At 64.9% G+C, this 20,230-nt stretch carries 24 protein-coding genes; 15 read left to right on the top strand and 9 right to left on the bottom strand.

Annotated elements, in window-relative coordinates; all coding sequences use genetic code 11:
- Nucleotides 1-5 precede the first annotated feature (5 nt).
- On the bottom strand, nt 6-1,049 hold the full coding sequence (locus N8H22_RS07705; protein ID WP_264590035.1) for a DUF2066 domain-containing protein: 1,044 nt from the start codon (nt 1,047-1,049) through the stop codon (nt 6-8).
- A gap of 372 nt (nt 1,050-1,421) precedes the next feature.
- Between N8H22_RS07705 and purM the strand changes: the two genes are divergently transcribed.
- From purM to dapC, 5 genes are read left to right on the top strand one after another with little or no spacing between them, the layout of a single operon-like run.
- A complete protein-coding gene (gene purM / locus N8H22_RS07700) occupies nt 1,422-2,480 on the top strand; it encodes a phosphoribosylformylglycinamidine cyclo-ligase (RefSeq protein WP_264590034.1) in 1,059 nt (352 codons plus the stop codon).
- Nucleotides 2,480-3,121, top strand: coding sequence for a phosphoribosylglycinamide formyltransferase (gene purN, locus N8H22_RS07695; protein ID WP_264590033.1), 642 nt, complete (start codon nt 2,480-2,482; stop codon nt 3,119-3,121). The genes purM and purN overlap by 1 nt, the downstream gene beginning before the upstream one ends.
- A gap of 8 nt (nt 3,122-3,129) precedes the next feature.
- On the top strand, nt 3,130-3,840 hold the full coding sequence (locus N8H22_RS07690; protein WP_264590032.1) for a DUF3108 domain-containing protein: 711 nt from the start codon (nt 3,130-3,132) through the stop codon (nt 3,838-3,840).
- Nucleotides 3,841-3,889: 49 nt separating this feature from the next.
- Nucleotides 3,890-4,552, top strand: coding sequence for a hypothetical protein (locus tag N8H22_RS07685; protein ID WP_264590031.1), 663 nt, complete (start codon nt 3,890-3,892; stop codon nt 4,550-4,552).
- Between the two features lie 53 nt (nt 4,553-4,605).
- Nucleotides 4,606-5,802, top strand: coding sequence for a succinyldiaminopimelate transaminase (gene dapC, locus N8H22_RS07680; RefSeq protein ID WP_264590030.1), 1,197 nt, complete (start codon nt 4,606-4,608; stop codon nt 5,800-5,802).
- A 38-nt stretch (nt 5,803-5,840) separates the two neighbouring features.
- Here the strand turns inward: dapC and N8H22_RS07675 are convergent, their stop codons facing one another.
- Both N8H22_RS07675 and N8H22_RS07670 read right to left on the bottom strand, forming a co-directional pair.
- On the bottom strand, nt 5,841-5,990 hold the full coding sequence (locus N8H22_RS07675) for a hypothetical protein (RefSeq protein WP_264590029.1): 150 nt from the start codon (nt 5,988-5,990) through the stop codon (nt 5,841-5,843).
- A gap of 16 nt (nt 5,991-6,006) precedes the next feature.
- Entirely contained in the window at nt 6,007-6,252 is a 246-nt protein-coding gene (locus tag N8H22_RS07670; protein ID WP_264590028.1) for a hypothetical protein, read from the bottom strand.
- Nucleotides 6,253-6,384: 132 nt separating this feature from the next.
- Here N8H22_RS07670 and N8H22_RS07665 point away from each other — a divergent pair, with 132 nt between their 5' ends.
- The 5 genes from N8H22_RS07665 to N8H22_RS07645 all read left to right on the top strand — a co-directional run bounded on the left by N8H22_RS07665 (nt 6,385) and on the right by N8H22_RS07645 (nt 9,981).
- Complete coding sequence (locus N8H22_RS07665; RefSeq protein WP_264590027.1) at nt 6,385-6,714, top strand: thioredoxin family protein; 330 nt, start codon at nt 6,385-6,387, stop codon at nt 6,712-6,714.
- A gap of 138 nt (nt 6,715-6,852) precedes the next feature.
- A complete protein-coding gene (locus N8H22_RS07660) occupies nt 6,853-7,224 on the top strand; it encodes an ArsC family reductase (RefSeq protein ID WP_264590026.1) in 372 nt (123 codons plus the stop codon).
- A gap of 45 nt (nt 7,225-7,269) precedes the next feature.
- On the top strand, nt 7,270-8,304 hold the full coding sequence (gene dapD, locus N8H22_RS07655) for a 2,3,4,5-tetrahydropyridine-2,6-dicarboxylate N-succinyltransferase (protein WP_264590025.1): 1,035 nt from the start codon (nt 7,270-7,272) through the stop codon (nt 8,302-8,304).
- Nucleotides 8,305-8,368: 64 nt separating this feature from the next.
- Nucleotides 8,369-9,574, top strand: a complete 1,206-nt coding sequence (locus N8H22_RS07650; protein WP_264590024.1) for an aminotransferase class V-fold PLP-dependent enzyme — start codon at nt 8,369-8,371, stop codon at nt 9,572-9,574.
- The gene (locus tag N8H22_RS07645) at nt 9,571-9,981 is read left to right on the top strand and encodes a SufE family protein (protein ID WP_264590023.1); all 411 of its coding nucleotides are present in this window, start codon (nt 9,571-9,573) and stop codon (nt 9,979-9,981) included. Before N8H22_RS07650 ends, N8H22_RS07645 begins: the two co-directional genes overlap by 4 nt.
- Nucleotides 9,982-9,998: 17 nt before the next feature.
- Here the strand turns inward: N8H22_RS07645 and N8H22_RS07640 are convergent, their stop codons facing one another.
- The 3 genes from N8H22_RS07640 to N8H22_RS07630 all read right to left on the bottom strand — a co-directional run bounded on the left by N8H22_RS07640 (nt 9,999) and on the right by N8H22_RS07630 (nt 12,944).
- Nucleotides 9,999-11,120, bottom strand: coding sequence for a beta-ketoacyl-ACP synthase III (locus tag N8H22_RS07640; protein ID WP_264590022.1), 1,122 nt, complete (start codon nt 11,118-11,120; stop codon nt 9,999-10,001).
- A 253-nt stretch (nt 11,121-11,373) separates the two neighbouring features.
- On the bottom strand, nt 11,374-12,294 hold the full coding sequence (locus N8H22_RS07635) for a c-type cytochrome (RefSeq protein WP_264590021.1): 921 nt from the start codon (nt 12,292-12,294) through the stop codon (nt 11,374-11,376).
- Nucleotides 12,295-12,305: 11 nt separating this feature from the next.
- Nucleotides 12,306-12,944: a c-type cytochrome gene (locus N8H22_RS07630; protein WP_264590020.1), complete on the bottom strand. Its 639-nt coding sequence runs from the start codon at nt 12,942-12,944 to the stop codon at nt 12,306-12,308.
- A gap of 262 nt (nt 12,945-13,206) precedes the next feature.
- On the opposite strand from N8H22_RS07630, the gene N8H22_RS07625 reads away from it, so the two are divergent.
- Nucleotides 13,207-13,740: a hypothetical protein gene (locus tag N8H22_RS07625; protein WP_264590019.1), complete on the top strand. Its 534-nt coding sequence runs from the start codon at nt 13,207-13,209 to the stop codon at nt 13,738-13,740.
- Between the two features lies 1 nt (nt 13,741).
- On the opposite strand, the gene N8H22_RS07620 is transcribed toward N8H22_RS07625, so the two are convergent.
- Nucleotides 13,742-13,954, bottom strand: a complete 213-nt coding sequence (locus N8H22_RS07620) for a DUF3820 family protein (RefSeq protein WP_264590018.1) — start codon at nt 13,952-13,954, stop codon at nt 13,742-13,744.
- A gap of 340 nt (nt 13,955-14,294) precedes the next feature.
- Here N8H22_RS07620 and N8H22_RS07615 point away from each other — a divergent pair, with 340 nt between their 5' ends.
- Both N8H22_RS07615 and N8H22_RS07610 read left to right on the top strand, forming a co-directional pair.
- Nucleotides 14,295-15,647, top strand: a complete 1,353-nt coding sequence (locus tag N8H22_RS07615) for a cytochrome B6 (protein WP_264590209.1) — start codon at nt 14,295-14,297, stop codon at nt 15,645-15,647.
- Nucleotides 15,648-15,794: 147 nt separating this feature from the next.
- On the top strand, nt 15,795-16,313 hold the full coding sequence (locus N8H22_RS07610) for an ankyrin repeat domain-containing protein (protein ID WP_264590017.1): 519 nt from the start codon (nt 15,795-15,797) through the stop codon (nt 16,311-16,313).
- A gap of 16 nt (nt 16,314-16,329) precedes the next feature.
- Here the strand turns inward: N8H22_RS07610 and N8H22_RS07605 are convergent, their stop codons facing one another.
- On the bottom strand, nt 16,330-17,424 hold the full coding sequence (locus N8H22_RS07605) for a diguanylate cyclase (RefSeq protein WP_264590016.1): 1,095 nt from the start codon (nt 17,422-17,424) through the stop codon (nt 16,330-16,332).
- A gap of 291 nt (nt 17,425-17,715) precedes the next feature.
- Between N8H22_RS07605 and N8H22_RS07600 the strand changes: the two genes are divergently transcribed.
- Nucleotides 17,716-18,441, top strand: coding sequence for a transporter substrate-binding domain-containing protein (locus N8H22_RS07600; RefSeq protein WP_264590015.1), 726 nt, complete (start codon nt 17,716-17,718; stop codon nt 18,439-18,441).
- 9 nt (nt 18,442-18,450) lie between these two features.
- On the opposite strand, the gene N8H22_RS07595 is transcribed toward N8H22_RS07600, so the two are convergent.
- Entirely contained in the window at nt 18,451-18,792 is a 342-nt protein-coding gene (locus N8H22_RS07595) for a hypothetical protein (RefSeq protein ID WP_264590014.1), read from the bottom strand.
- A gap of 176 nt (nt 18,793-18,968) precedes the next feature.
- On the opposite strand from N8H22_RS07595, the gene N8H22_RS07590 reads away from it, so the two are divergent.
- A complete protein-coding gene (locus N8H22_RS07590) occupies nt 18,969-20,198 on the top strand; it encodes a dicarboxylate/amino acid:cation symporter (RefSeq protein ID WP_264590013.1) in 1,230 nt (409 codons plus the stop codon).
- Nucleotides 20,199-20,230 lie beyond the last annotated feature (32 nt).

Genomic DNA, 20,230 nt, shown 5'->3' with positions numbered 1-20,230 from the left:
GGGCGCTACCAGCGGTAGCGCAGCACGTTGTTACTGTGCTCCGGTTGCGCCGCCGCAGGCTGATCGGGTGGGTTCGGAACCTGGCTGGCATCGAGCGCGGCCGGCTCGGCAGTGACCTCCTGCAGATGCGCCAGCTCCAGTTGGGCACGCAGCTGTTCGCGGCTGGCGGTCAGTCGATAGACCAGACGGTCGCTCTCGACGCGCAGCAGCTTACCGCCGAGCGGCTGCAGAAGCTGCTCAAGTTCGGCGAAACGAGAAATATCCGCGCCGACCACTTCCAGCGTAAGCGTCTCGGCGGCTCCCGATGCGACGACATAACGCGGGGCCAGATACCGGCTCACCGCCAGCATCACCGCATCGGCGACAGCTGCCGGGCTGTCGCCGTCAACTTCGCCGCCGCCCTTGGCATCGTTGAGCCAGAGGTTCCAGTTCGCCTGCCAGCCGTTGTCCGTTTGGCGCGCATGCACCGCCAGCAACGCGTCGGCAGCGTAGCGTTCAGACGGCGCACGCAAGGCCTGTTCGTCGCGCGCGGCAAACACCTCGGGTGTCGCCGCGAACTGCTCTTCGAGATCGGCCAGCGGCAACCGCAACGGCAGGCCCCGGTGCTGCGCCGCGGCATGCAGCGTCGCAGCACCCTCCTGTGCATCGCCAACCAGCTGGGCGCTACCCGGCGACTCGTTAAGCCACCAGGCCAGTACGACCGGGCGATTCGCCCCCCACAGCGCCACCCCGGCCTCACGCAAACTGCGCTCGGTGGTGGCCTGATCGAAGTCCACCACGATGTGCTCGCCTTCGTAGCCATACTTGCTGACCAGTCTTTGCGGATCCTGGCGCAGTTCGGCCAGTGCCGGCTGCTTCGCACTCTCGGCATCGCCGGTCAGCCGAAGCAGCAAGGTGTCGAAGGCGCGCTGCAAGGCCTCGCCACGCGCATCGGCCTGCTGGTTCGGCACCGGCTCACGAACCTGATACAGCGTGCGCAGCGGCTCGGCGAAGAGCGGCGAGGCCGCAAGCGCGAGGCACAGGACGAGGAAACGGGAAAACGGGCGCATAGATTATTTCTCGCGGGAACGACCGATCACCGGACGGGGAACGGAGCGCTATACCTTAAACAGCCGCCAGATACCCGGCAACCAACACACTCCCGGCCTGTCGGCTGGATCACCGCCGCACGCCACGAATCTGTCGACCTCGCCACTGGCCACCGGCGGGATGGCCGCTGCGCGGCAAGCCTGATAAAATCGCGCGCTTTCCGCAGACCGGCTCCGGCCCTCTCCAGGCCCGGAACCCAGAGCCAGTCAGACGCAGCGAGCGGGGCTGCCCGCGCACGGCCATCGAGTCTGGCGCGCGGCGTGTCCTTCACTCGTTCCGGCTGGCCAATCGCACGGTCGAAACCCCGCACTCCTTTCACAGGCCCGGACTCTATGAGCAAGCAACCCTCCCTCAGCTACAAGGACGCTGGCGTCGATATCGATGCAGGCGAAGCGCTGGTCGAACGCATCAAGGGCGTGGCCAAACGCACCGCGCGCCCTGAAGTGATGGGCGGTCTGGGCGGTTTCGGCGCCCTGTGCGAAATTCCGGCCGGCTACAAGCAGCCGGTGCTGGTGTCCGGCACCGATGGCGTCGGCACCAAGCTGCGCCTGGCGCTGAACCTGAACAAGCACGACAGCATCGGCCAGGATCTGGTCGCCATGTGCGTCAACGACCTCGTCGTCTGCGGCGCCGAACCGCTGTTCTTCCTCGACTACTACGCTACCGGCAAGCTGAACGTCGACGTAGCCGCCACTGTGGTCACCGGCATCGGCGCCGGTTGCGAACTGGCCGGCTGCTCGCTGGTGGGCGGTGAAACCGCCGAGATGCCTGGCATGTACGAGGGCGAGGACTACGACCTGGCCGGTTTCTGCGTCGGCGTGGTGGAAAAATCCGAGATCATCGACGGCTCCAAGGTCGCCACTGGCGACGCACTGATCGCTCTGCCCTCCTCCGGCCCGCACTCCAACGGCTACTCGCTGATCCGTAAGATCATCGAGGTGGCCGGTGCCGATATCGAGAGCGTGCAGCTCGACGGCAAGCCGTTGGCCGACCTGCTGATGGCGCCGACCCGCATCTACGTCAAACCGCTGCTCAAGCTGATCAAGGACACCGGCGCGGTCAAGGCCATGGCCCACATCACCGGCGGCGGCCTGCTCGACAACATCCCGCGCGTGCTGCCGGAAGGCGCCCAGGCGGTGATCGACGTCGCCAGCTGGTCCCGCCCGGCGGTATTCGACTGGCTGCAGGAAAAAGGCAACGTCGACGAGCATGAGATGCATCGCGTGCTGAACTGCGGCGTCGGCATGGTCATCTGCGTCGCCCAAGATCAGGTTGAGACTGCTCTGGCCAGCCTGCGTGCCAGCGGCGAGCAGCCGTGGGTGATCGGTCAGATCGCCGAGGCTGCCGAAGGCGCGGCCCAGGTCCAGCTGAACAACCTGAAAGCCCACTGATGCCCTGCAATGTCGTCGTCCTGATCTCCGGTTCCGGCAGCAACTTGCAGGCGCTGATCGACAATCAGAGCGACAGCAACCCGGCACGTATCGGCGCGGTGATCTCCAACCGCGCCGACGCCTACGGGCTGCAACGGGCACACGCGGCCGGCATTCCCACGCAGGTCCTGTCGCACCGGGATTTCGCCGATCGTGAAGCATTCGACGCCGCGCTGATCGAGGCCATCGACGCCCACCAGCCGGACCTGGTGGTGCTGGCCGGTTTCATGCGCATCCTCACCCCCGGCTTCGTCCGCCATTACCAGGGCCGTCTGCTGAACATTCACCCCTCGCTGCTGCCCCGGCACAAAGGGCTGGATACACACAACCGCGCCCTCGCCGCGGGCGATGCCGAACATGGCTGCAGCGTGCATTTCGTCACCGAAGAGCTGGACGGCGGCCCGGTGGCGATCCAGGCGGCGATTCCGATCCATCCCGGGGAAAACGTTGAGAAGCTGACCGAGCGCGTACACCTCGAAGAGCATCGCATCTACCCACTCGCCGTCCGCTGGTTCGCCGAAGGGCGCTTGCGCCTCGGTGAACACGGCGCGATGCTGGACGGCGAAAAGCTGCCGGCTTCCGGCCATCTGATACGAACCTAGGAGAACTTATGCGTCGCGCCTTGCTGCTCGCTCTCGCCGTGCTGACCCTGCCGGTCCACGCGCTGGAGCTCAAGCCCTTCTCCGCCAGCTACACCGCCGACTGGACCCAGGTGCCGGTCAGCGGCACCGCCGAACGCAGCCTGGAGAAACTGGCGGACGGTCGCTGGCAGCTCGATTTCGAGGCCTCGATGCTGGTCGCCAGCTTCAGCGAACGCAGCACCTTCCGCGTCGAGGGCGACACCTTCCTGCCGGACAGCTACCGGCTCAAGCGCGGCGGCCTGGGCAAGGGCAAGAAGGTCAAGCACAACTTCGACTGGCAAGCCAAGCAGGTGGTCGGCAGCGACCGCGGCGATACGGTCAGCCTGCCGCTGCATCGTGGCCTGCTGGACAAGTCCACCTATCAGCTCGCCCTGCAGCACGAGGTGGCCGCGGGCAAGCAGAGCATGAGCTACCAGGTGGTCGACGGCGACGAGATCGAAACCTACGACTTCCGTGTGCTCGGCGAGGAGAAGGTCGACACCAAGGCTGGCCAGGTCGATGCGATCAAGGTCGAGCGAGTGCGCGACCCGACGCAGAGCAAGCGCGAAACCGTCCTCTGGTTCGCCAAGAACTGGAACTATCTGCTGGTGCGCCTGCACCAGGTGGAAAAAGACGGCAAGCAGTACCAGATCATGCTGCAAGAAGGCAGCGTCGACGGCCGCGCCGTCAAAGGCAACTGATCCTCGGTGCCGGCCTGCCCGGCACCACTTCTCTCCAGCCGAGAACATCATGACCGCCGCTCGCGCCCTATTGCTCGCCCTGCTCCCGCTGTTTGCCGGCTGCCAGTCCCTGTTTTCTGCCAGCACCCCGCCGCTGCCGGCCGGCGAACGCCTGCAGGGTGCGCTGACCCTGCATGATGGCCAGCTGCAATTGCGCCCCTGCAGCTCGCTCCCCCCGCTGAAGGTCAGCGATGCCACCGCTGCCGGTGATTTGAAGGAAGCAACTTCAGCACTGCTAGATGATGGCAATCCGCAGCTGTTCGCTGACGTGCGCGGTGCGCTCGACCTGCAACAGACGACGCTCGCCGTTAGCCGTGTCTACCGTCTACAGGGCGAGGGGCCAGGCTGCGCGGATGCGAACTTTCCGCGCCTGATCGTGCGTGCCAGCGGCCATGAACCGGGCTGGAGCGTGATGATCAACCGCGAAGGCCTGTTGCTCGAACGTCAGGGCGAACCAGCCGTGGCTCTACCCTATCTGGAGGAGCAGCTTCCCGAGGGTCGGCTGGCCTTCAGCAGCGAAGCCAACCAGCAGCAGCTGCAACTCTGGCTGACGCCGCAGCGCTGCCAGGACAGCGCCAGCGGCGCACTCAGCCACCTGCGTGCCCAGCTGCGGCTCGATGACGGCCGGCTCCTGCGCGGTTGCGCCTACTACGGCGGCGCCCGCAACGACTGAATCCATTCGAGGCGCGGCGAGCGCGCCTCGCGACCTGACAAAGAAACAGAATCATGAATGACGCCCTGACCCTGCTGCAGCCCTATCCCTTCGAGAAACTCCGCGGCCTGCTCGCCGGCGTGGTACCACCCGCAGACAAGCGGCCGATCGCGCTGTCGATTGGCGAACCCAAGCATCGTTCGCCGGAGTTCGTCGCCCAGGCACTGGCCGACAATCTCGACCAGTTGTCGGTCTATCCGACCACGCTGGGCATCCCCGCGTTGCGTGAAGCGATCGCCGGCTGGTGCGAACGGCGCTTCGGCCTGGCTGCAGGCGCAGTCGATCCGGCGCGCCAGGTGCTGCCGGTCAACGGCACCCGCGAGGCATTGTTCGCCTTCACCCAGACAGTGGTTAGCCGTGCCGCCGACGGTCTGGTGGTGAGTCCCAACCCGTTCTATCAGATCTACGAGGGCGCGGCGCTGCTGGCCGGGGCCACCCCGCACTACCTGCCGTGCCTGGCCGAAAACGGCTTCAATCCGGATTTCGACGCGGTGCCGAGCGAGGTCTGGCAACGCTGCCAGATCCTGTTCCTCTGCTCGCCGGGCAATCCCACCGGCGCACTGGTGCCGCTGGAAACCTTGCAAAAGCTGATCGCCCTGGCCGACGAGCATGACTTCGTGATCGCTGCCGACGAGTGTTACAGCGAACTCTATTTCGATGAGGCCAACCCGCCGGCAGGCCTGCTGACCGCCTGCGCGGCGCTCGGTCGCCATGACTACAAGCGCTGCGTGGTCTTTCACAGCCTGTCCAAGCGCTCCAACCTGCCGGGGCTGCGCTCGGGCTTCGTGGCCGGCGATGCCGATATCCTCAAGGCCTTCCTGCTCTATCGCACCTACCACGGTTGCGCGATGCCAGTGCAGACCCAGCTTGCCAGCGTAGCGGCGTGGAGCGACGAGATCCACGTGCGCGCCAACCGCGAGCTTTACCGGGCGAAGTTCGATGCGGCGCTGGAAATCCTCACGCCGGTGCTGGATGTGCAGCGCCCGGACGGCGGCTTCTACCTGTGGGCGAAGACGCCAGGGGACGATCAGGATTTCACCCGCGAGCTGTTCGCCAGCGAGCACGTCACCGTCGTACCCGGCTCCTACCTCTCGCGCGAAGTCGATGGCTTCAACCCGGGCGCCGGACGGGTGCGCATGGCACTGGTCGCCCCGCTGACCGAGTGCACCGAGGCGGCCCAGCGCATTCGCCGCTTCATCGAAAGCCGCTGAACCCTATCCCCGGGAGCAGCTGCTCCCGGGGCGCTCACTCAGTACACGCCGGGCGGAATGCTGTCCTTGCCATAGTCGCGCAGCTTCTTCAGGTTCTCCGGCTTCATGTGCTCCGGCAGATCGGCCTTGCGCTGTTCATCGTCAGGCTCGTGGCGGTCGTGCTCGCTCTGCTTGTCTCGCTCGCTCATGCCTACCTCCTTCGCCTCAGTTGGCGTGCTCTTCCCAGATCAGCTCACCGTCCTCATTGACCTCGCGCACCTTGTTCAGCGCAGCCTCGGCCGCCGTCTCCGCTTCGGAGAACAGATCGAATCGACGGCCAGCAGCGACCTTGAAGATATGCAGGTGCTCATCGGCGCCCCGCCGCTTGACGGCGATAATCGCCTCATAGGCATCCTCTGCCGGGACCGCCGAAGACAGCGCCTCGAAGTGTTCGAAATGTTTGCGTGCCATGGATTCCCCTTGTCGTTACGGTTGTCACCAATGGACAACAGCGCCCTGGTAAAAGGTCGCAGGTCCAGCCTGAACCAGCCCCCGGGGCAGGAACTCTGAACACCATCCACTCACCACCGCGGGAGAAGCCTGATGGCCATGAACGAACATTACGCCGCGACCGAACCCAGCCGCGCGGAAGTCGATGCCCTCGCGGGCACGACCCTGCTCGAATTCGGCACACCCTGGTGCGGCCATTGCCGCGCCGCTCAGCCGCATCTGGCAGCCGTGCTGGCCGAACGCCCCGGCATCCGCCACCTGAAGATCGAGGACGGACCCGGCAAGCCGCTCGGGCGCTCATTCCGCGTCAAGCTATGGCCGACGCTGATCCTGCTGCAGCAGGGTGTCGAAATCGCCCGTCTGGTTCGCCCGACGGATGCCGAGACCATCGAACAGGCACTGGGCGAGGCCGGCAGGGTCTGACTACGCTGTCGTAAGCATAGCCACGCCACGTGGCCTGCGCCGGCAAGCGCACCGATGCGCGCGGTAACGCCGCCGACACGTGACGGCCGAGCGTGGCATAATCCGCGACCCGGTTTTGCAGGAGTTTGGAGAGTCGTTATGCCCGATGACATCAAGGGAATGTGCCTTTACGGCATCAAGGCCTGCGACACGATGAAGAAGGCCCGTAGCTGGCTCGACGAACATGACGTGAATTACACCTTCCATGATTACAAGAGCGCCGGCATCGACCGCGCTCGCCTGGAAGCCTGGTGTGCTGAACACGGCTGGCAGACGGTGCTCAACCGCGCCGGCACAACCTTCCGCAAACTGGAAGACGCGCAGAAAGCCGATCTCGACCAGACCAAGGCCATCGAACTGATGCTGGCCCAGCCGTCGATGATCAAACGTCCCGTGCTCGATCTGGGCAACCGGACCCTGATCGGTTTCAAGCCGGACCTCTACGCCGCCGCCTTGGCGATCTCGAACTGATAGCGGTCCGTCAGCACGGACCGTAACACCACAAAGGATTCTCTTATGTCTACCACCCTCTTCAGCCTGGCCTTCGGTGTCGGCACTCAGAACCGCCAGGGCGACTGGCTGGAAGTCTTCTATTCGCTGCCACTGCTGCAGCCGGCGGGTGAACTGGTCGCCGCGATCAGCCCGATCCTGGGTTACACCGGTGGCAACCAGGCCATCGCCATCACCATTAACCAGGCCGCCGAGCTGGCCGATGCGGTCAAGCCGCTCGACGCCGCGCAGCACGCCCTGCTCACCCGTCTGGCCGAGAGCCAGCGCCCGCTGGTCGTGACCCTGCTGGCCGAAGACGCTGCGCCGACCTCGACCCCCGAAGCCTATCTCAAGCTGCACCTGCTCTCGCACCGCCTGGTCAAGCCGCACGGTCTGAACCTGTCCGGCATCTTCCCACTGCTGCCCAACGTCGCCTGGACCAGCCAGGGTGCGATTGACCTCGCCGAACTGAGCGAGCGCCAGCTGGAAGCGCGCCTGAAGGGCGACCTGCTGGAGGTGTTCTCGGTGGACAAGTTCCCGAAAATGACCGACTACGTGGTCCCGACCGGTGTACGCATCGCCGATAGCGCCCGCGTGCGCCTGGGCGCCTATGTCGGCGAAGGCACCACGGTGATGCACGAAGGCTTCATCAACTTCAATGCTGGCACCGCCGGCCCCGGGATGATCGAAGGCCGCGTGTCGGCCGGCGTGTTCGTCGGCAAGGGCTCGGACCTCGGCGGCGGCTGCTCGACGATGGGCACCCTGTCCGGCGGCGGCAACATCGTGATTTCCGTGGGCGAAGGCTGCCTGATCGGCGCCAATGCCGGCATCGGTATCCCGCTGGGCGACCGCAACACCGTCGAATCCGGTCTGTACATCACCGCCGGGACCAAGGTCAGCCTGCTCGACGAGAACAGCCAGCTGGTGCAGGTGGTCAAGGCACGCGATCTGGCCGGTCAGCCGGACCTGCTGTTCCGCCGCAACTCGCAGACCGGCGCGGTGGAGTGCAAGACCCACAAGTCGGCGATCGAGCTGAACGAAGCACTGCACGCGCACAACTGAGCGCCGACCAGGATTACCGGCGCGCTTGGCGCCCGGTAATCCGCGCATCACGCCGAGGCCAGACATGATTTTGCATTCCCCCTGGCGTGCCGACTTCCCGGCCCTGGCCGTGCTCGAAGCCCAGGGCCAGACCTATCTCGACAGCGCCGCCACCGCGCAGAAGCCGCAGGCGCTGATCGACGCGCTGACCGGTTACTACACCTGCGGCGCCGCCAACGTGCACCGCGCCCAGCACCAGCCGGCCGAACGCGCCACGCACGCCTTCGAGGACGCGCGGGTCAAGGCTGCGCGGTGGTTAAACGCCGCCGGCCCGACCGAGATCGTCTTTACCCGCGGCGCCACCGAGGCGCTGAACCTGCTGGCCTACGGGCTGGAGCATCTGCTGCAGGCCGGCGACGAGATCGTCATCAGTGCACTGGAGCACCATGCCAATCTGCTGCCCTGGCAGCAGCTCGCTCTGCGTCGGGGTGCCCGCCTGGTGGTGCTGCCGCTGGATGCGCAAGGCCTTATCGACCTGCCGGCCGCTACGGCACTGATCGGCCCGCGCACCCGCCTGCTCGCGGTAAGCCAGCTATCCAACGTGCTGGGCAGCTGGCAGCCGCTGCAGGCGCTGCTGGCGCTGGCCAGGGCGCAGGGCGCGCTGACCATCGTCGACGGCGCGCAGGGCGTGGTGCACGGTCGCCACGACCTGCAGGCGCTCGCCTGCGATTTCTACGTGATGTCCAGCCACAAGCTCTACGGGCCGGACGGCGTCGGCGTGCTCTATGGCCGTGGCGAGTCGTTGCTGCAGCTCAGGCACTGGCAGTTCGGCGGTGAGATGGTGCGCGTCGCCGAATACCACAGCGCCGAATTCCACGCGGCGCCGCTCGGCTTCGAAGCGGGCACCCCGCCGATCGCTGGAGTGATCGGCCTGGGCGCCAGCCTGGATTACCTCGCCGGGCTGGACGCAGCAGCGATCGAGGCGCACGAAGTGGCGCTACACCGCGACCTGCTCGACGGCCTGCGCCAGCGCAAAGGCGTGCGCTTGCTTGGCGCGCCCAGCGTCGCGCTCGCCAGCTTCGTCGTCGATGGCGTACACCATTCCGACCTGGCGCACCTGCTCACCGAGCAGGGCATCGCCGTGCGCAGCGGCAATCACTGCGCGATGCCGCTGATGAAGGAACTGGGCCTCACCGGCGCGATTCGCGTCTCGCTCGGCCTGTACAACGACGGCGGCGACCTGCAGCGCTTCTTCGAGGCGCTGGATCGCAGCCTGGAGCTGTTGCGATGAGCGCCCTGCCCCCGCGCGCCGAACAGGCGCTCGCCGCCTTCGGCGCCGCGCCGGGCTGGGAGCAGCGTGCACGCCTGCTGATGCAATGGGGCGAACAGCTGGAACCGCTTGCCGACAGCGAGCGCTGCGAGGCGAATCGTGTCCATGGCTGCGAAAGTCAGGTCTGGCTGGTCGGCGAGCAGCGCGACGGCCGCTGGCATTTCCGCGCCAGCAGCGATGCACGCCTGTTACGCGGCCTGCTGGCGGTGCTGCTGGCCCGCGTCGATGGACTGGATGGCGGCGAACTGGCGCGCGTGGACCCGAGTGAGTGGTTCAGCCAGCTCGGGCTGGCGCGTCAGCTGTCACCGTCGCGCAGCAACGGCATGCATGCCGTGCTGCAGCGGACGCGCGAGCTGACGGCCGGCTGAAGCCGCCGTCGGCAAACTCAGCGTTTGCGCAGGATCACGCTGCCGATCGAGTAACCGGCACCGAACGAGCTGAGCACCCCGAGGCTACCGCTGGGCAGGTCATCCTGGTGCTTGTGGAAGGCGATCACCGAACCGGCCGAGCTGGTGTTGGCGTAGGTATCGAGAATCACCGGCGCTTCCTGCTCGGTGGCATCGCGGCCCAGCAGCCGGCGCACGATCAGGTGGTTCATGTTGAGGTTGGCCTGGTGCAGCCAGAAGCGCTTGACCGACTCCACGGCGATACCGTTTTCCTGCAGGTGCGCGCCGATCAGCTCGGCGACCATCGGGCAGACTTCCTTGAACACCTTGCGGCCTTCCTGGATGAACAGCTTGTCCGCGTCGTCCTTGTGCTCTTCGGCAGCGCGGTTGAGGAAGCCGAAGTTGTTGCGGATGTTGTTGGAAAACTCGGTCACCAGCTTGGTGCTGACCACATCCCACTGGTGTTCGGAGATCGCCAGATCGGCACGCTCGATGATCACCGCGGTGCAGGCGTCGCCGAAGATGAAATGACTGTCACGGTCGCGGAAGTTCATGTGGCCGGTGCAGATTTCCGGGTTGACCATCAGGATCGCCCGCGCCTGACCGAGCTTGACGCTGTTCACCGCGTTCTGGATGCCAAAGGTCGCCGAGGAGCAGGCCACGTTCATGTCGAAGCCGAAGCCCTTGATGCCCAGCGCGGCCTGCACTTCGATGGCGATGGCCGGATACGGCCGCTGCAGGTTGGAACAGGCGACGATCACGCCATCGATATCGGCGGCGGTCTTGCCGGCCCGCGCCAACGCCTCTTCGGCAGCCTTGACCGACATTTCGCAGAGGATCGACCACTCGTCGTTGCTGCGCTCGGGAATGCGCGGAACCATGCGCTCGGGATCGAGAATACCGGCCTTGTCGGTGACGTAACGGCTCTTGATGCCCGAGGCCTTTTCGATGAAGGCAACGCTCGACTCGGGCAGCGCCTGGACCTCACCGGCAGCGATGGCACCCGCATGCTCGCTGTTGAAGCGCTGCACGTACGCATTGAACGACGCCACCAGCTCTTCGTTAGAGATGCTGTTGGCAGGGGTATAAAGGCCGGTACCGCTGATGACGACGTCGTACACAGTCGCTCCTCTTGAATATTGACTGATCGTTTCTCGAACGTTCGGAGCGGCGTCGGCCAAGGCCGAGCGAGGCATTCCCAGCGCCCGTTTTTATGACGGCTATTGTGCACGAAAAGCGTAAAGATTCCGCAACCTGGCTGCGAAAGCGAAGGCAAAACCGGGCTTTAACCGCCAATTATTCGTGACCATTCAGTCGCAAAATAAAGAAGGCGCCGTTCGGCGCCCTCTTTATGTATAGCCCATCAGATCGGATTCACTTGATCCCTTGGCCCAGCAGCACGCCATTCACCTTTACGCCATAGAGGTTCACGCCATCGTTGGCGTGGTACTTCTCGCGCGTTTTCTCGATCGAACCATCGATCAGGCGCGGATCCTGCGGCCGCTCGTGGCTGTTCATGAACGCTGCGACGTTCCAGGCCTGCTCGGCGGTCAGCGACCCGCCCTTGCCCAACGGCATGCTTTCTTTGATGAATGCGGCGGCGGTATTGATGCGGTGCATGCCCGCACCCCAGTTGAACGAATCCTTGCCCCACAGCGGCGGGAACACGTAATTGGCACCGGCCTTCTGACCCTCGCCGTCGGCGCCGTGGCACACCGCACACTGCGAGGCATAGACCTCCTTGCCCTTGGCGATGTCGTAACCGCCCTTGGGTTGCGGCACCTCAGGATAGGCACGACCGGGTAGCTCCTGGCCCGTTGGTGCTCCTGTGGACAGCCAGTAGGAGTAGGCAGTCAGCGCATTGATGACGTGGCTGTCGGCTGCCGGCGGCTTGCCGTTCATACTGAACTGGAAGCAGCCCTGCACCCGTTCGGCGAAGCTGTTGACCTTGTTGTTCTTCTTCCGGTACGCCGGGTACATCGGGTAGGCGCCCCAGAGCGGCGCTGAGTTAGCCTTGCGGCCTTGATCGAGGTGGCAGTTGGTGCAGTTCATACCGTTACCGACGTAGTCGGCAGCGTACTTTTGCGTGTCGATGAAGATGGCGCGACCGTCACGCACCAATTCACCGAAAGCATTGTCCGGCAGATCCCGCTCCTGCGGCGGCTGGAAATATTGATCAGCCACGTCTTTCTTGGCGCTCGGGACGAGCTGCGACTGGTCATCCATCTTGACCTCGGCGGCCTGCAGCGGCGCCACGACAGCCAGGGCCAGGAGTGCTGGCATAAAGGTTTTCATCGGCAGCCTCCTCATTGCTGGCTCAGATTGGCGAAGTATTCCGATACCGCCTGGATCTCGGCGTCGGTCAGCGAGCGGGCGATATGGCCCATCAGATCATTCGGGTCGTTCTTGCGTGTGCCCTGACGCCATGCCTGGAGTTGGCCACTGAGGTATTGCGCGGGCTGACCGGCCAAGGCCGGGAAGCTGTCGCCCACGCCGACACCGCTGGGCCCATGACAGGACACGCACTCCGGAATGTTGCGTGCCCAGGCGCCACGCAAAGCCAGTTCGGCCCCGATGCCATCGGCCTTCTCGACGCGCGTGACCTGCGGCACATCGGCCGCTGGCATGGCGGCGAGCATATCGGTCACCGCGCGAATCTCTTCATCGCTCAGCGCCGCAATGACCGGTTGCATCACCGGCGCGCTGCGCTGGCCGCTGCGGATATCGTCGAGCTGCTTGCGCATGTACTCGGCGGAAAGCCCCGCCAGGCGAGGGAAGCCGCCAGCAGCCATGCCTTCGCCGTTGGCGCCGTGACACATCACGCAAGCCATTGCGGCGGGATTAGCGCCGCCCTGGGTATAGATCTTCTGTCCGTCGGCCGCCTGCACCTGCATCGCCAGCATCAGTGCACAGGCGCCGGCCAGCGACCCGCGGGGAAATTTCATGCAGAACCTCATCAGTCTTCTTGGTTTTATATGGCTGCCGGGGCGCAACGCTCTTCGTCATCAGCCGCCTGCGGCAGTCTGTCGCAGCATGGTGAAGCTAACATAGGCAAGGTCCTACAGAAAGTAACGGAATAAGCTTAGAAGCATCGCGCATATACCCCAACCCCATATACCCCCCACAGCATCGACCAGGCATTTCTGTATCGGTCGACGGTTCCCGCCTCGGGTATCCTTGCCGCCCCCATCCGGCAGGATCGCCCACATGAATGACCAACTTGTAGAACTGCTCCGCCTGATAGGCTCGGGCTGCATGAGCGAAGACGAGATCGCACGTATTGCCAGTGAGGCTGCCCAGGCCTATGCCGACCCGGAAGCCTTCCTGCAGGCCAATCCGGACATCAATTACGACGACAGCTTCCCGATCCCGCTGGGCGAATGGGTAGTGGTCGGCAGTCTGCCGGACACCGTACTGTTCCAGGCCGACGACTACGAGGAACTGTTCGCCCGCATAGTCAGCTCCTTCGGTCCGGAGGTGACCTTCGTACTGAAGGCCAAGCAACTGGCCAAGACCGAACCGCTGAAGGCGTTGAACCGCATCCAGGTGCAACTGAGCAGCCTCTATCCCGAGAAAGGCGGCTACGTGCTGCTGGATTTCAGCGAACCGCTGGACGACGAGTTGCAGGCGGTGCTGGTCTACACCTGCGATGTCGAACGTGCGCTGCAGCTGGCGGTGGAGATCGGCATCTATGCCGCGCCTGCGCTCGAAGCCCTGCGTGCTGAACAGGCGTGCGACTGAGCTAACGGCGGCGCAGTGGTTCGAGCAGCGGCGACAGGCCGTTATGGTCGATTTCCTGCATCAGCGCCAGCAGGCGGCCGATGTCACCGGGCGGAAAACCGACCCGCGCGAACCAGTTGAGATAGTCGCCGGGCAGGTCGGCGATCAATCGGCCTTTGTACTTGCCGTAAGGCATCGTCTGGGTCACCAGACGGTCCAGATCTTCGGGTTTCATCGGCGTGCTGCAAGCGGATGGGCGGCCGATACTGCCACATCCGCCCCGGCCGGCGTAGCGTTCGATGGCCATTGGCCTTTTACCGATTGCGCATAACGGCCCCTGCAAGGCCGCACGCGACTGATAAGGCATCGTGCCAGCTTCCGCCGCGATGCCCGCCGCAGGCGCTTCCCACTCTCCGGCGGCTGGTTCCTCGCTTTCTATCAATAGCCCCGATAGCTTTTGACTATTTTCGCCGATCCCCAGGTTGACCTAGGCCTTACAACGGCTCGCTCGCCAATAACCGGAGATCAGCAAGATGACTGCATCACTCATGCGTGGCTGCCTGGCCACGCTGGCCATGAGCCTGGCGCTGCCAGGCGCCCAGGCCACCGAAACAAACGACGTCCCCACCAGCTACTCGCCTGTGGTAATCAAGGAGCGCTTCGACGCGATCATGCAGCGCATGTCGGCCGACAAGGCCGGCATCATGGACAGACACATGGCGTTGCTCAAGCAGCGTTACGACCTGAGCGACAAGCCGGCCGAAGGCCAGACCATGACGCGCGGCAAGCCGATCCAGAGCGGCGTGCGGGTCAAACTGGCGGATGGCAAAAGCTGGGATGAGCTGGTCAGCCTGAGCCCCGAACAGATTCGCCAGCAAAAGCTCTTCCCACTCGGTTTCATGCCGCTGCCGCATCCCAATCACCCCGAAGGCGGCATGGTCTTCCCGCAGTTCCACATCGACGAAGTGAAGAAGATCGAGAACCGCGATCTCACCCGCTTCGATCTGGATTTCGACCTGCCCGACCATTTCCTCCCCGAATTTCCAGCGCCGATCTTCCTCACCACCCGCCCGGACCTGGGCGATGTCTCCCAGGGCAAGCTGGTCAACATCCGTAACTACTTCGAACTGTTCAACGGCATCCTCAATCCCAAGCAGCTCGAGGGCCTGCGCCTGTTGGTCACCACCTTTCCGCAGCAGCAGTTCAACGCCACCGACGATCGCCGCAGCGAGCATCCGCACCCCGGCGTCGCCTGCCTGGATTGCCACGCCAACGGCCACACGAATGCCGCGACTCACCTCGCCGGCGACGTACGCCCGCAGAAGTTCCGCCATCGCATCGACACCCCGACCCTGCGCGGCGTGAACATCCAGCAGATCTTCGGCTCGCAGCGTGCGCTCAAGACGGTGGAGGACTTCACCGAGTTCGAGCAGCGCGCGGCGTACTTCGACGGCGATATCGTCCTGGCGGCGAAGAAAGGTGTGAACGTGCTCGAACGCGGCAGTCAGGTGCATTTCATGGGCGAATTCCAGGCACTGCTGGACTTCCCACCAGCGCCCAAGCTTAACGTCGAGGGTCGTCTCGACCCGACCAAGGCCAGCGAGCAGGAGCTGCGCGGCGAGCAGATCTTCCATGGCAAGGGCGCCTGCGCCGGCTGCCATGTGCCGCCCTACTATACCGACCACCTGATGCACGACCTGAAGACCGAGCGCTTCTACGAGCCGCAGGAGTACCACGGCGTAATGGCGGTCGGTGACGGGCCGATCAAGACCTTCCCCTTGCGCGGCATCAAAGAGTCGCCGCCGTACCTGCATGACGGCCGCCTGCTGACCCTGGAGGACACCGTGGAGTTCTTCAACCTGGTGCTGCAGCGCAAGCTGAATCAGCAGGAAAAGGCCGACCTGGTGGCCTTTCTGCGGACACTCTGACCCTGCGGTAATCCGGCGCCCGGATGGGCGTCGGATACAGTCTGGCTATTCCCGGCATAGGCAGAGACCGCTGGCACGCGCCGCTCACGCAACAGACAATGACCGCCGACGCGATGAGCCTTCAGAGCCGCAACCGAGGAGTCGAACATGCAAGCGCCCAAGCCAACCCCCGAACTGGACGACGCCACCCTGGCCTTCGCCGAGCAGGTGTTCGACAGCGCCCGCAACGGCGACAGCGCGCGACTGGGCGAACTGCTTGCCCAGGGCCTGCCCGCCAACCTGCGCAACCATGCCGGCGACAGCCTGCTGATGCTCGCCAGCTATCACGGGCACATCGACGCGACCCGCCTGTTGCTCGAACACGGTGCCGATCCGCAGCTGCGCAACCATCGTGGTCATACCCCGTTGGCCGGTGCAGCCTTCAAGGGCAACCTGCCGATGATTGAACTGCTGCTCGCACACGGTGCGGACGTTGAAGGCACCTGCGCCGATGGCAAGACCGCGCTGACCATGGCCGCCATGTTCAACCACTGCGACATCATCGAACAGCTGCTCGCCCACGGCGCTGATCCGCAGGCGCGCGACGTCAACGGGGCCACGCCACTCGCCGCCGCGGCACTGATGGGGGCCACCGACAGTCAGGCACTGCTGAGCCGGCTCTCCTAGCGGAACAGTGCCTGCCTCACTCGGCCAACGGCTCGGCGGCATGTTCGAGATCCCACTGATCCCTGGCGACTACCACCCGGTCGCGACCGAGCCGCTTGGCTTCATACAACGCACGATCGGCTTCCTCGAGCCAGACCAGCGGGCTGTCCATGCGCGGGTCGAAGCCGGCCAGCCCGATGCTCAGACTGGCGCTGAGTGCCGGCGCATAGGGAAAGTCCAACCGGGCGATCTCGCCGCGCAGGCGCTCCATGACATCCCAGGCCATCTCTGTCTTCACCCCCGGCAACACCACACAGAACTCGTCGCCACCGTAGCGCCCCGGCATGTCCTCCGCGCGCAGGTGGCGGCGCATGCAGTCGCCCACCTGACGTAGCACTTCATCGCCGATCAGATGGCCGTGGCGGTCGTTGATGCCCTTGAAGTGATCGAGATCGACCAGCGCCAGAGTCGCGGATTTGCCCTGCGCACGGCAGTCGTCGAACGCCAGCTGCAACAGGTCGCCCCAGTAGCCGCGATTGAATAGCCCGGTGAGGCTGTCGGTACGACTCAGCGCGTGCAGGGCCTGCTTGTTCTGCGCCAGCTGGATCGCCAGGCGATACAGCACCATGCCGATGGTCAGCGGATGCACGATCAGCATCGGAATGCAGGCATAGAGCTGGGTCTGTGTGGTGTGCGGATTGAACTGCAGCCCCAGCAGCGCGGCCGACACCAGCATGCCGGCGAACTGCAGCAACACTCCCTTGACGACGAAGCGGGCGCCGCCGGTGGCAGTGTTGTTCATTGCCAGCATCGACAGCAGCATTACCGTCGGCAACACGTTGAACGCGATGGTGGCGATCCAGAAACCGCCCATCAGCGAATCGAACAACACGTGCCGGCGCTCGGCAGCGATGGGCGAACGTGCCCGCCGTGACAGCAGCAGCGCAACCAGCGGCCAGACGAAGCAGAACGCCATGAGCAGGCCCCACACCCACAGCGGTGTGGCCGGTGCCTCGCGCAGCACGCCCGCCACGCAGAAGAAGCCGACCGCCAGGCCGATGGCGCGTGGATAGAACGCCCGTCTGGCGAAGGACAGTCCCGCCTTGGCGTTCGAAGAGCGAGAATCCGACATCCGGCACCGCCATTTACAATTCGATACGTGCAATATAGCCGTTAGCCATCACGTGCTGGCCTAGCGCTTCGGTACATATTTGTCCGCGACGAACAGTGCCCACGGCGTTGCACGAGGCTGGAGCAACCTGCCGGCAATGGAGCGGCAGCGCTCCATTGCTCGCGGTCGCATCCCCGGTGGCGGCGCAACCGCTGGCATTCCCGCTCAGGCGAACTGCGTTTATCCTCCCCCGCCCTCGCTGCGCACCGGCTGCCGCTGCACGAGAGCCCGGATCATCGTGAAGGATCACCTATGCACCTGCTGCCCCTCGTTCTGTCGCTGTTCTGCGCCGCCAGTGCCGCCGAACCTCAGCCGCTTCGCTTCGCGGTGAGCGAAAGCGTTGCCATGCCCCTGATGGAAATCGACAACGGCGAGGCCAGGCGCGGCATCCTCTTCGACCTGCACCAGCGCATCGCCGAGCGGCTGCAACGCCCCTTGCAACAGCGGGTGGTGCCGCGTTTGCGCCTGCGTCAGCTGATGGATGCCGGCAAGGTGGACGTCAGTTGCTACGTCAATCCGGCCTGGCTGGCTGGCAGCGATCGGCGCTATCTGTGGACCGTGCCATTCATGACGCACCGCGACCTTCTGGTCGGCCACACGCCTCGTCCGGAGCCGCAGCTGGCGCACCTGAAAGGCGAGCGGATCGGTACGGTGCTGGGCTATAGCTATCCGGCGCTGGAGCCGCTGTTTCGCAGCGGCGAGCTGCGCCGCGACGACGGCCGGCGGCAGGAATGGGTGCTGGCCAAGCTCGCCAGCCGACGCTATCGCTACGCGCTCAGCAACGAACTGTCACTGCACTGGTTCAACCGTCAGCGCCCCGTTGCCAGCCGCCTCTGGGCCTTCGATGAGATCGACAGCTACCCGGTTTCCTGTGTGGTACGTGACGATCCGGCAGTACCTGGCCGGCAGGTGCTGCGGGCCATGCGGCAGATGCAGCAGGCGGGCGAGTTCGAGACGATCCTGGCACGCTACCGCTAGGCGCGCGCCCTACTCGCCGCCCATGCGCCGGAGCGATTCCAGGCGCAACGCCAGGTGCTGTTCCAACTCGCTGAGCCGGCCTTGCAGGCGCTGCCGTTCGGCTTCCCGTTCAGGATCGGCCCCGCAGCCAGCGAGCTGCTCACGCAAGTGCGCGCGCTGTTGCAGCAAGTCGATTTCCCGCGGCGGCACGCCGGCGCTTTTCAGCACGCTGAACGGCATGCGCAGCCCTGCCGGAGTCTGCAGCCAGCCTTCGTCGATCACCAATGGCTCGCCCTTGCCGCGTACCGTGCGCTGCCAGACGGCGATATCGCGGGCGATCCGTCGCTCGATGTCCTGTTCCAGATCACTCATGAGCCACTCCCGTTCACCGTTGTCCGAGCCGGGGAAAGAGCCACCACCGGCACGGATCCGTCAGCGCCGCCTCGACGGCAGTATGATGCGCGTCAGAACTTTTCGTTCTGACCTACATTCTCTTTAGCAACAGCACCGCGGCTATCCGCCGCCATCCGCGCAACAGGAGACATCGCTTGCCCAGCTCCAATCTTCAGATACTCATCGCGGCCTGCCTGGGCATCGCCATCGGCTGGCTGACCGGCGCGCTCCCGGAGCAGTCGAGCCTGCGCGAAGAGGTGCTGTACGCCAGCGGCCTGCTCGCAAGCATCTTCGTCGGCCTGCTGAAGATGGTACTGATACCGCTGGTGTTCACCTCCATCGCCGTCGGCGTCGCCAACCTGCAGGCGCACAAGCAGGTCCATCGTGTATGGCTGAGCACGCTGGTCTACTTCACGCTGACCACCGGCATCGCCATGCTGATCGCGTTGATCGCAGCCAATCTCGTCAAGCCTGGCGCCGGCCTTTCCATCGAACTGTTCGCCGCCAAGATGGAAGGCTTCGAAGCCGCGCAGCTGACTTTGCCGGAATTTTTCCAGCACTTCTTTGCCAATCTTTTCCAGAACCCCTTTGCCGCCTTCGCCAACAACAACATCCTCGCGGTGGTCGTGTTCGCCATGTTCATCGGCGTCGCGCTGGTGGCCGGTGGCGAGCGTTATCGGAACATCCTGCAGCTGCTGCAGGAGTTTCTCGACATGCTGCTGCGCATCGTCAGCTGGATCATGCGCCTGGCGCCACTGGGCATTCTCGCACTGCTGATCAAGCTGGTGGCCGAACAGGACATCTCGCTGCTCAGCGCGGTAGGCGGCTTCATCGTGCTGGTGTTTGCCACCACGTTGTTCCACGGCATCGTGGTGTTGCCCGGCATCCTCTTCCTGACTACCGGCCGCTCGCCGCTGTGGCTGTGGCGCGGCGCCCGCGAAGCCGTGATCACCGCTTTCGCCACCAGTTCCAGCGCGGCCACGCTGCCGGTGTCCATTCGCTGCGCGGAAGAGAATCTCAAGGTCGACAAGCGCTTCGCCGGCTTCGTCCTGCCGCTCGGCGCCACCATGAACATGGACGGTACCGCGCTGTATGAGGCCGCCGCCGCACTGTTCGTCGCCAACCTGGTCGGCATCGAGCTGAGCCTGGCGCAACAGGGCGTGGTGTTCTTCACCGCGATGATCGCCTCCACCGGCGCACCGGGCATTCCCAGCGCCGGCATGGTGACCATGGTCATGGTGCTGCAGGCCGTCGGGTTGCCGGCCGAGGCCGTCGCCATCCTGCTGCCGATCGACCGCCTGCTGGATACCGTGCGCACCGCCGTGAATGTCGAGGGCGATATCGTCGGCAGCGTGGTGGTGCAACGCTTCAGCGGCGATCACTGAGCACCGGCGTACGCCCGCGGCAAACCGCAAAT

Source organism: Stutzerimonas sp. S1 (genome assembly GCF_025966695.1).
Classification (GTDB): Bacteria; Pseudomonadota; Gammaproteobacteria; order Pseudomonadales; family Pseudomonadaceae; genus Stutzerimonas.
Note: the sequence above shows the minus strand (reverse complement) of the source record. Positions and strands in the feature narration are given on the sequence as shown.

Coding starts and splice junctions, on each gene's coding strand:
- N8H22_RS07615 (WP_264590209.1), top strand. CDS start 14,295: ATGAGCCTGGCGCTGCCAGGCGCCCAGGCCACCGAAACAAACGACGTC.
- N8H22_RS07685 (WP_264590031.1), top strand. CDS start 3,890: ATGACCGCCGCTCGCGCCCTATTGCTCGCCCTGCTCCCGCTGTTTGCC.
- purN (WP_264590033.1), top strand. CDS start 2,480: ATGCCCTGCAATGTCGTCGTCCTGATCTCCGGTTCCGGCAGCAACTTG.
- N8H22_RS07670 (WP_264590028.1), bottom strand. CDS start 6,252: ATGGCACGCAAACATTTCGAACACTTCGAGGCGCTGTCTTCGGCGGTC.
- N8H22_RS07630 (WP_264590020.1), bottom strand. CDS start 12,944: ATGAAATTTCCCCGCGGGTCGCTGGCCGGCGCCTGTGCACTGATGCTG.
- dapD (WP_264590025.1), top strand. CDS start 7,270: ATGTCTACCACCCTCTTCAGCCTGGCCTTCGGTGTCGGCACTCAGAAC.
- N8H22_RS07665 (WP_264590027.1), top strand. CDS start 6,385: ATGGCCATGAACGAACATTACGCCGCGACCGAACCCAGCCGCGCGGAA.
- N8H22_RS07625 (WP_264590019.1), top strand. CDS start 13,207: ATGAATGACCAACTTGTAGAACTGCTCCGCCTGATAGGCTCGGGCTGC.
- N8H22_RS07595 (WP_264590014.1), bottom strand. CDS start 18,792: ATGAGTGATCTGGAACAGGACATCGAGCGACGGATCGCCCGCGATATC.
- N8H22_RS07660 (WP_264590026.1), top strand. CDS start 6,853: ATGCCCGATGACATCAAGGGAATGTGCCTTTACGGCATCAAGGCCTGC.
- N8H22_RS07675 (WP_264590029.1), bottom strand. CDS start 5,990: ATGAGCGAGCGAGACAAGCAGAGCGAGCACGACCGCCACGAGCCTGAC.
- N8H22_RS07705 (WP_264590035.1), bottom strand. CDS start 1,049: ATGCGCCCGTTTTCCCGTTTCCTCGTCCTGTGCCTCGCGCTTGCGGCC.
- N8H22_RS07600 (WP_264590015.1), top strand. CDS start 17,716: ATGCACCTGCTGCCCCTCGTTCTGTCGCTGTTCTGCGCCGCCAGTGCC.
- N8H22_RS07645 (WP_264590023.1), top strand. CDS start 9,571: ATGAGCGCCCTGCCCCCGCGCGCCGAACAGGCGCTCGCCGCCTTCGGC.
- N8H22_RS07690 (WP_264590032.1), top strand. CDS start 3,130: ATGCGTCGCGCCTTGCTGCTCGCTCTCGCCGTGCTGACCCTGCCGGTC.
- N8H22_RS07610 (WP_264590017.1), top strand. CDS start 15,795: ATGCAAGCGCCCAAGCCAACCCCCGAACTGGACGACGCCACCCTGGCC.
- dapC (WP_264590030.1), top strand. CDS start 4,606: ATGAATGACGCCCTGACCCTGCTGCAGCCCTATCCCTTCGAGAAACTC.
- N8H22_RS07650 (WP_264590024.1), top strand. CDS start 8,369: ATGATTTTGCATTCCCCCTGGCGTGCCGACTTCCCGGCCCTGGCCGTG.
- purM (WP_264590034.1), top strand. CDS start 1,422: ATGAGCAAGCAACCCTCCCTCAGCTACAAGGACGCTGGCGTCGATATC.
- N8H22_RS07620 (WP_264590018.1), bottom strand. CDS start 13,954: ATGAAACCCGAAGATCTGGACCGTCTGGTGACCCAGACGATGCCTTAC.
- N8H22_RS07605 (WP_264590016.1), bottom strand. CDS start 17,424: ATGTCGGATTCTCGCTCTTCGAACGCCAAGGCGGGACTGTCCTTCGCC.
- N8H22_RS07635 (WP_264590021.1), bottom strand. CDS start 12,294: ATGAAAACCTTTATGCCAGCACTCCTGGCCCTGGCTGTCGTGGCGCCG.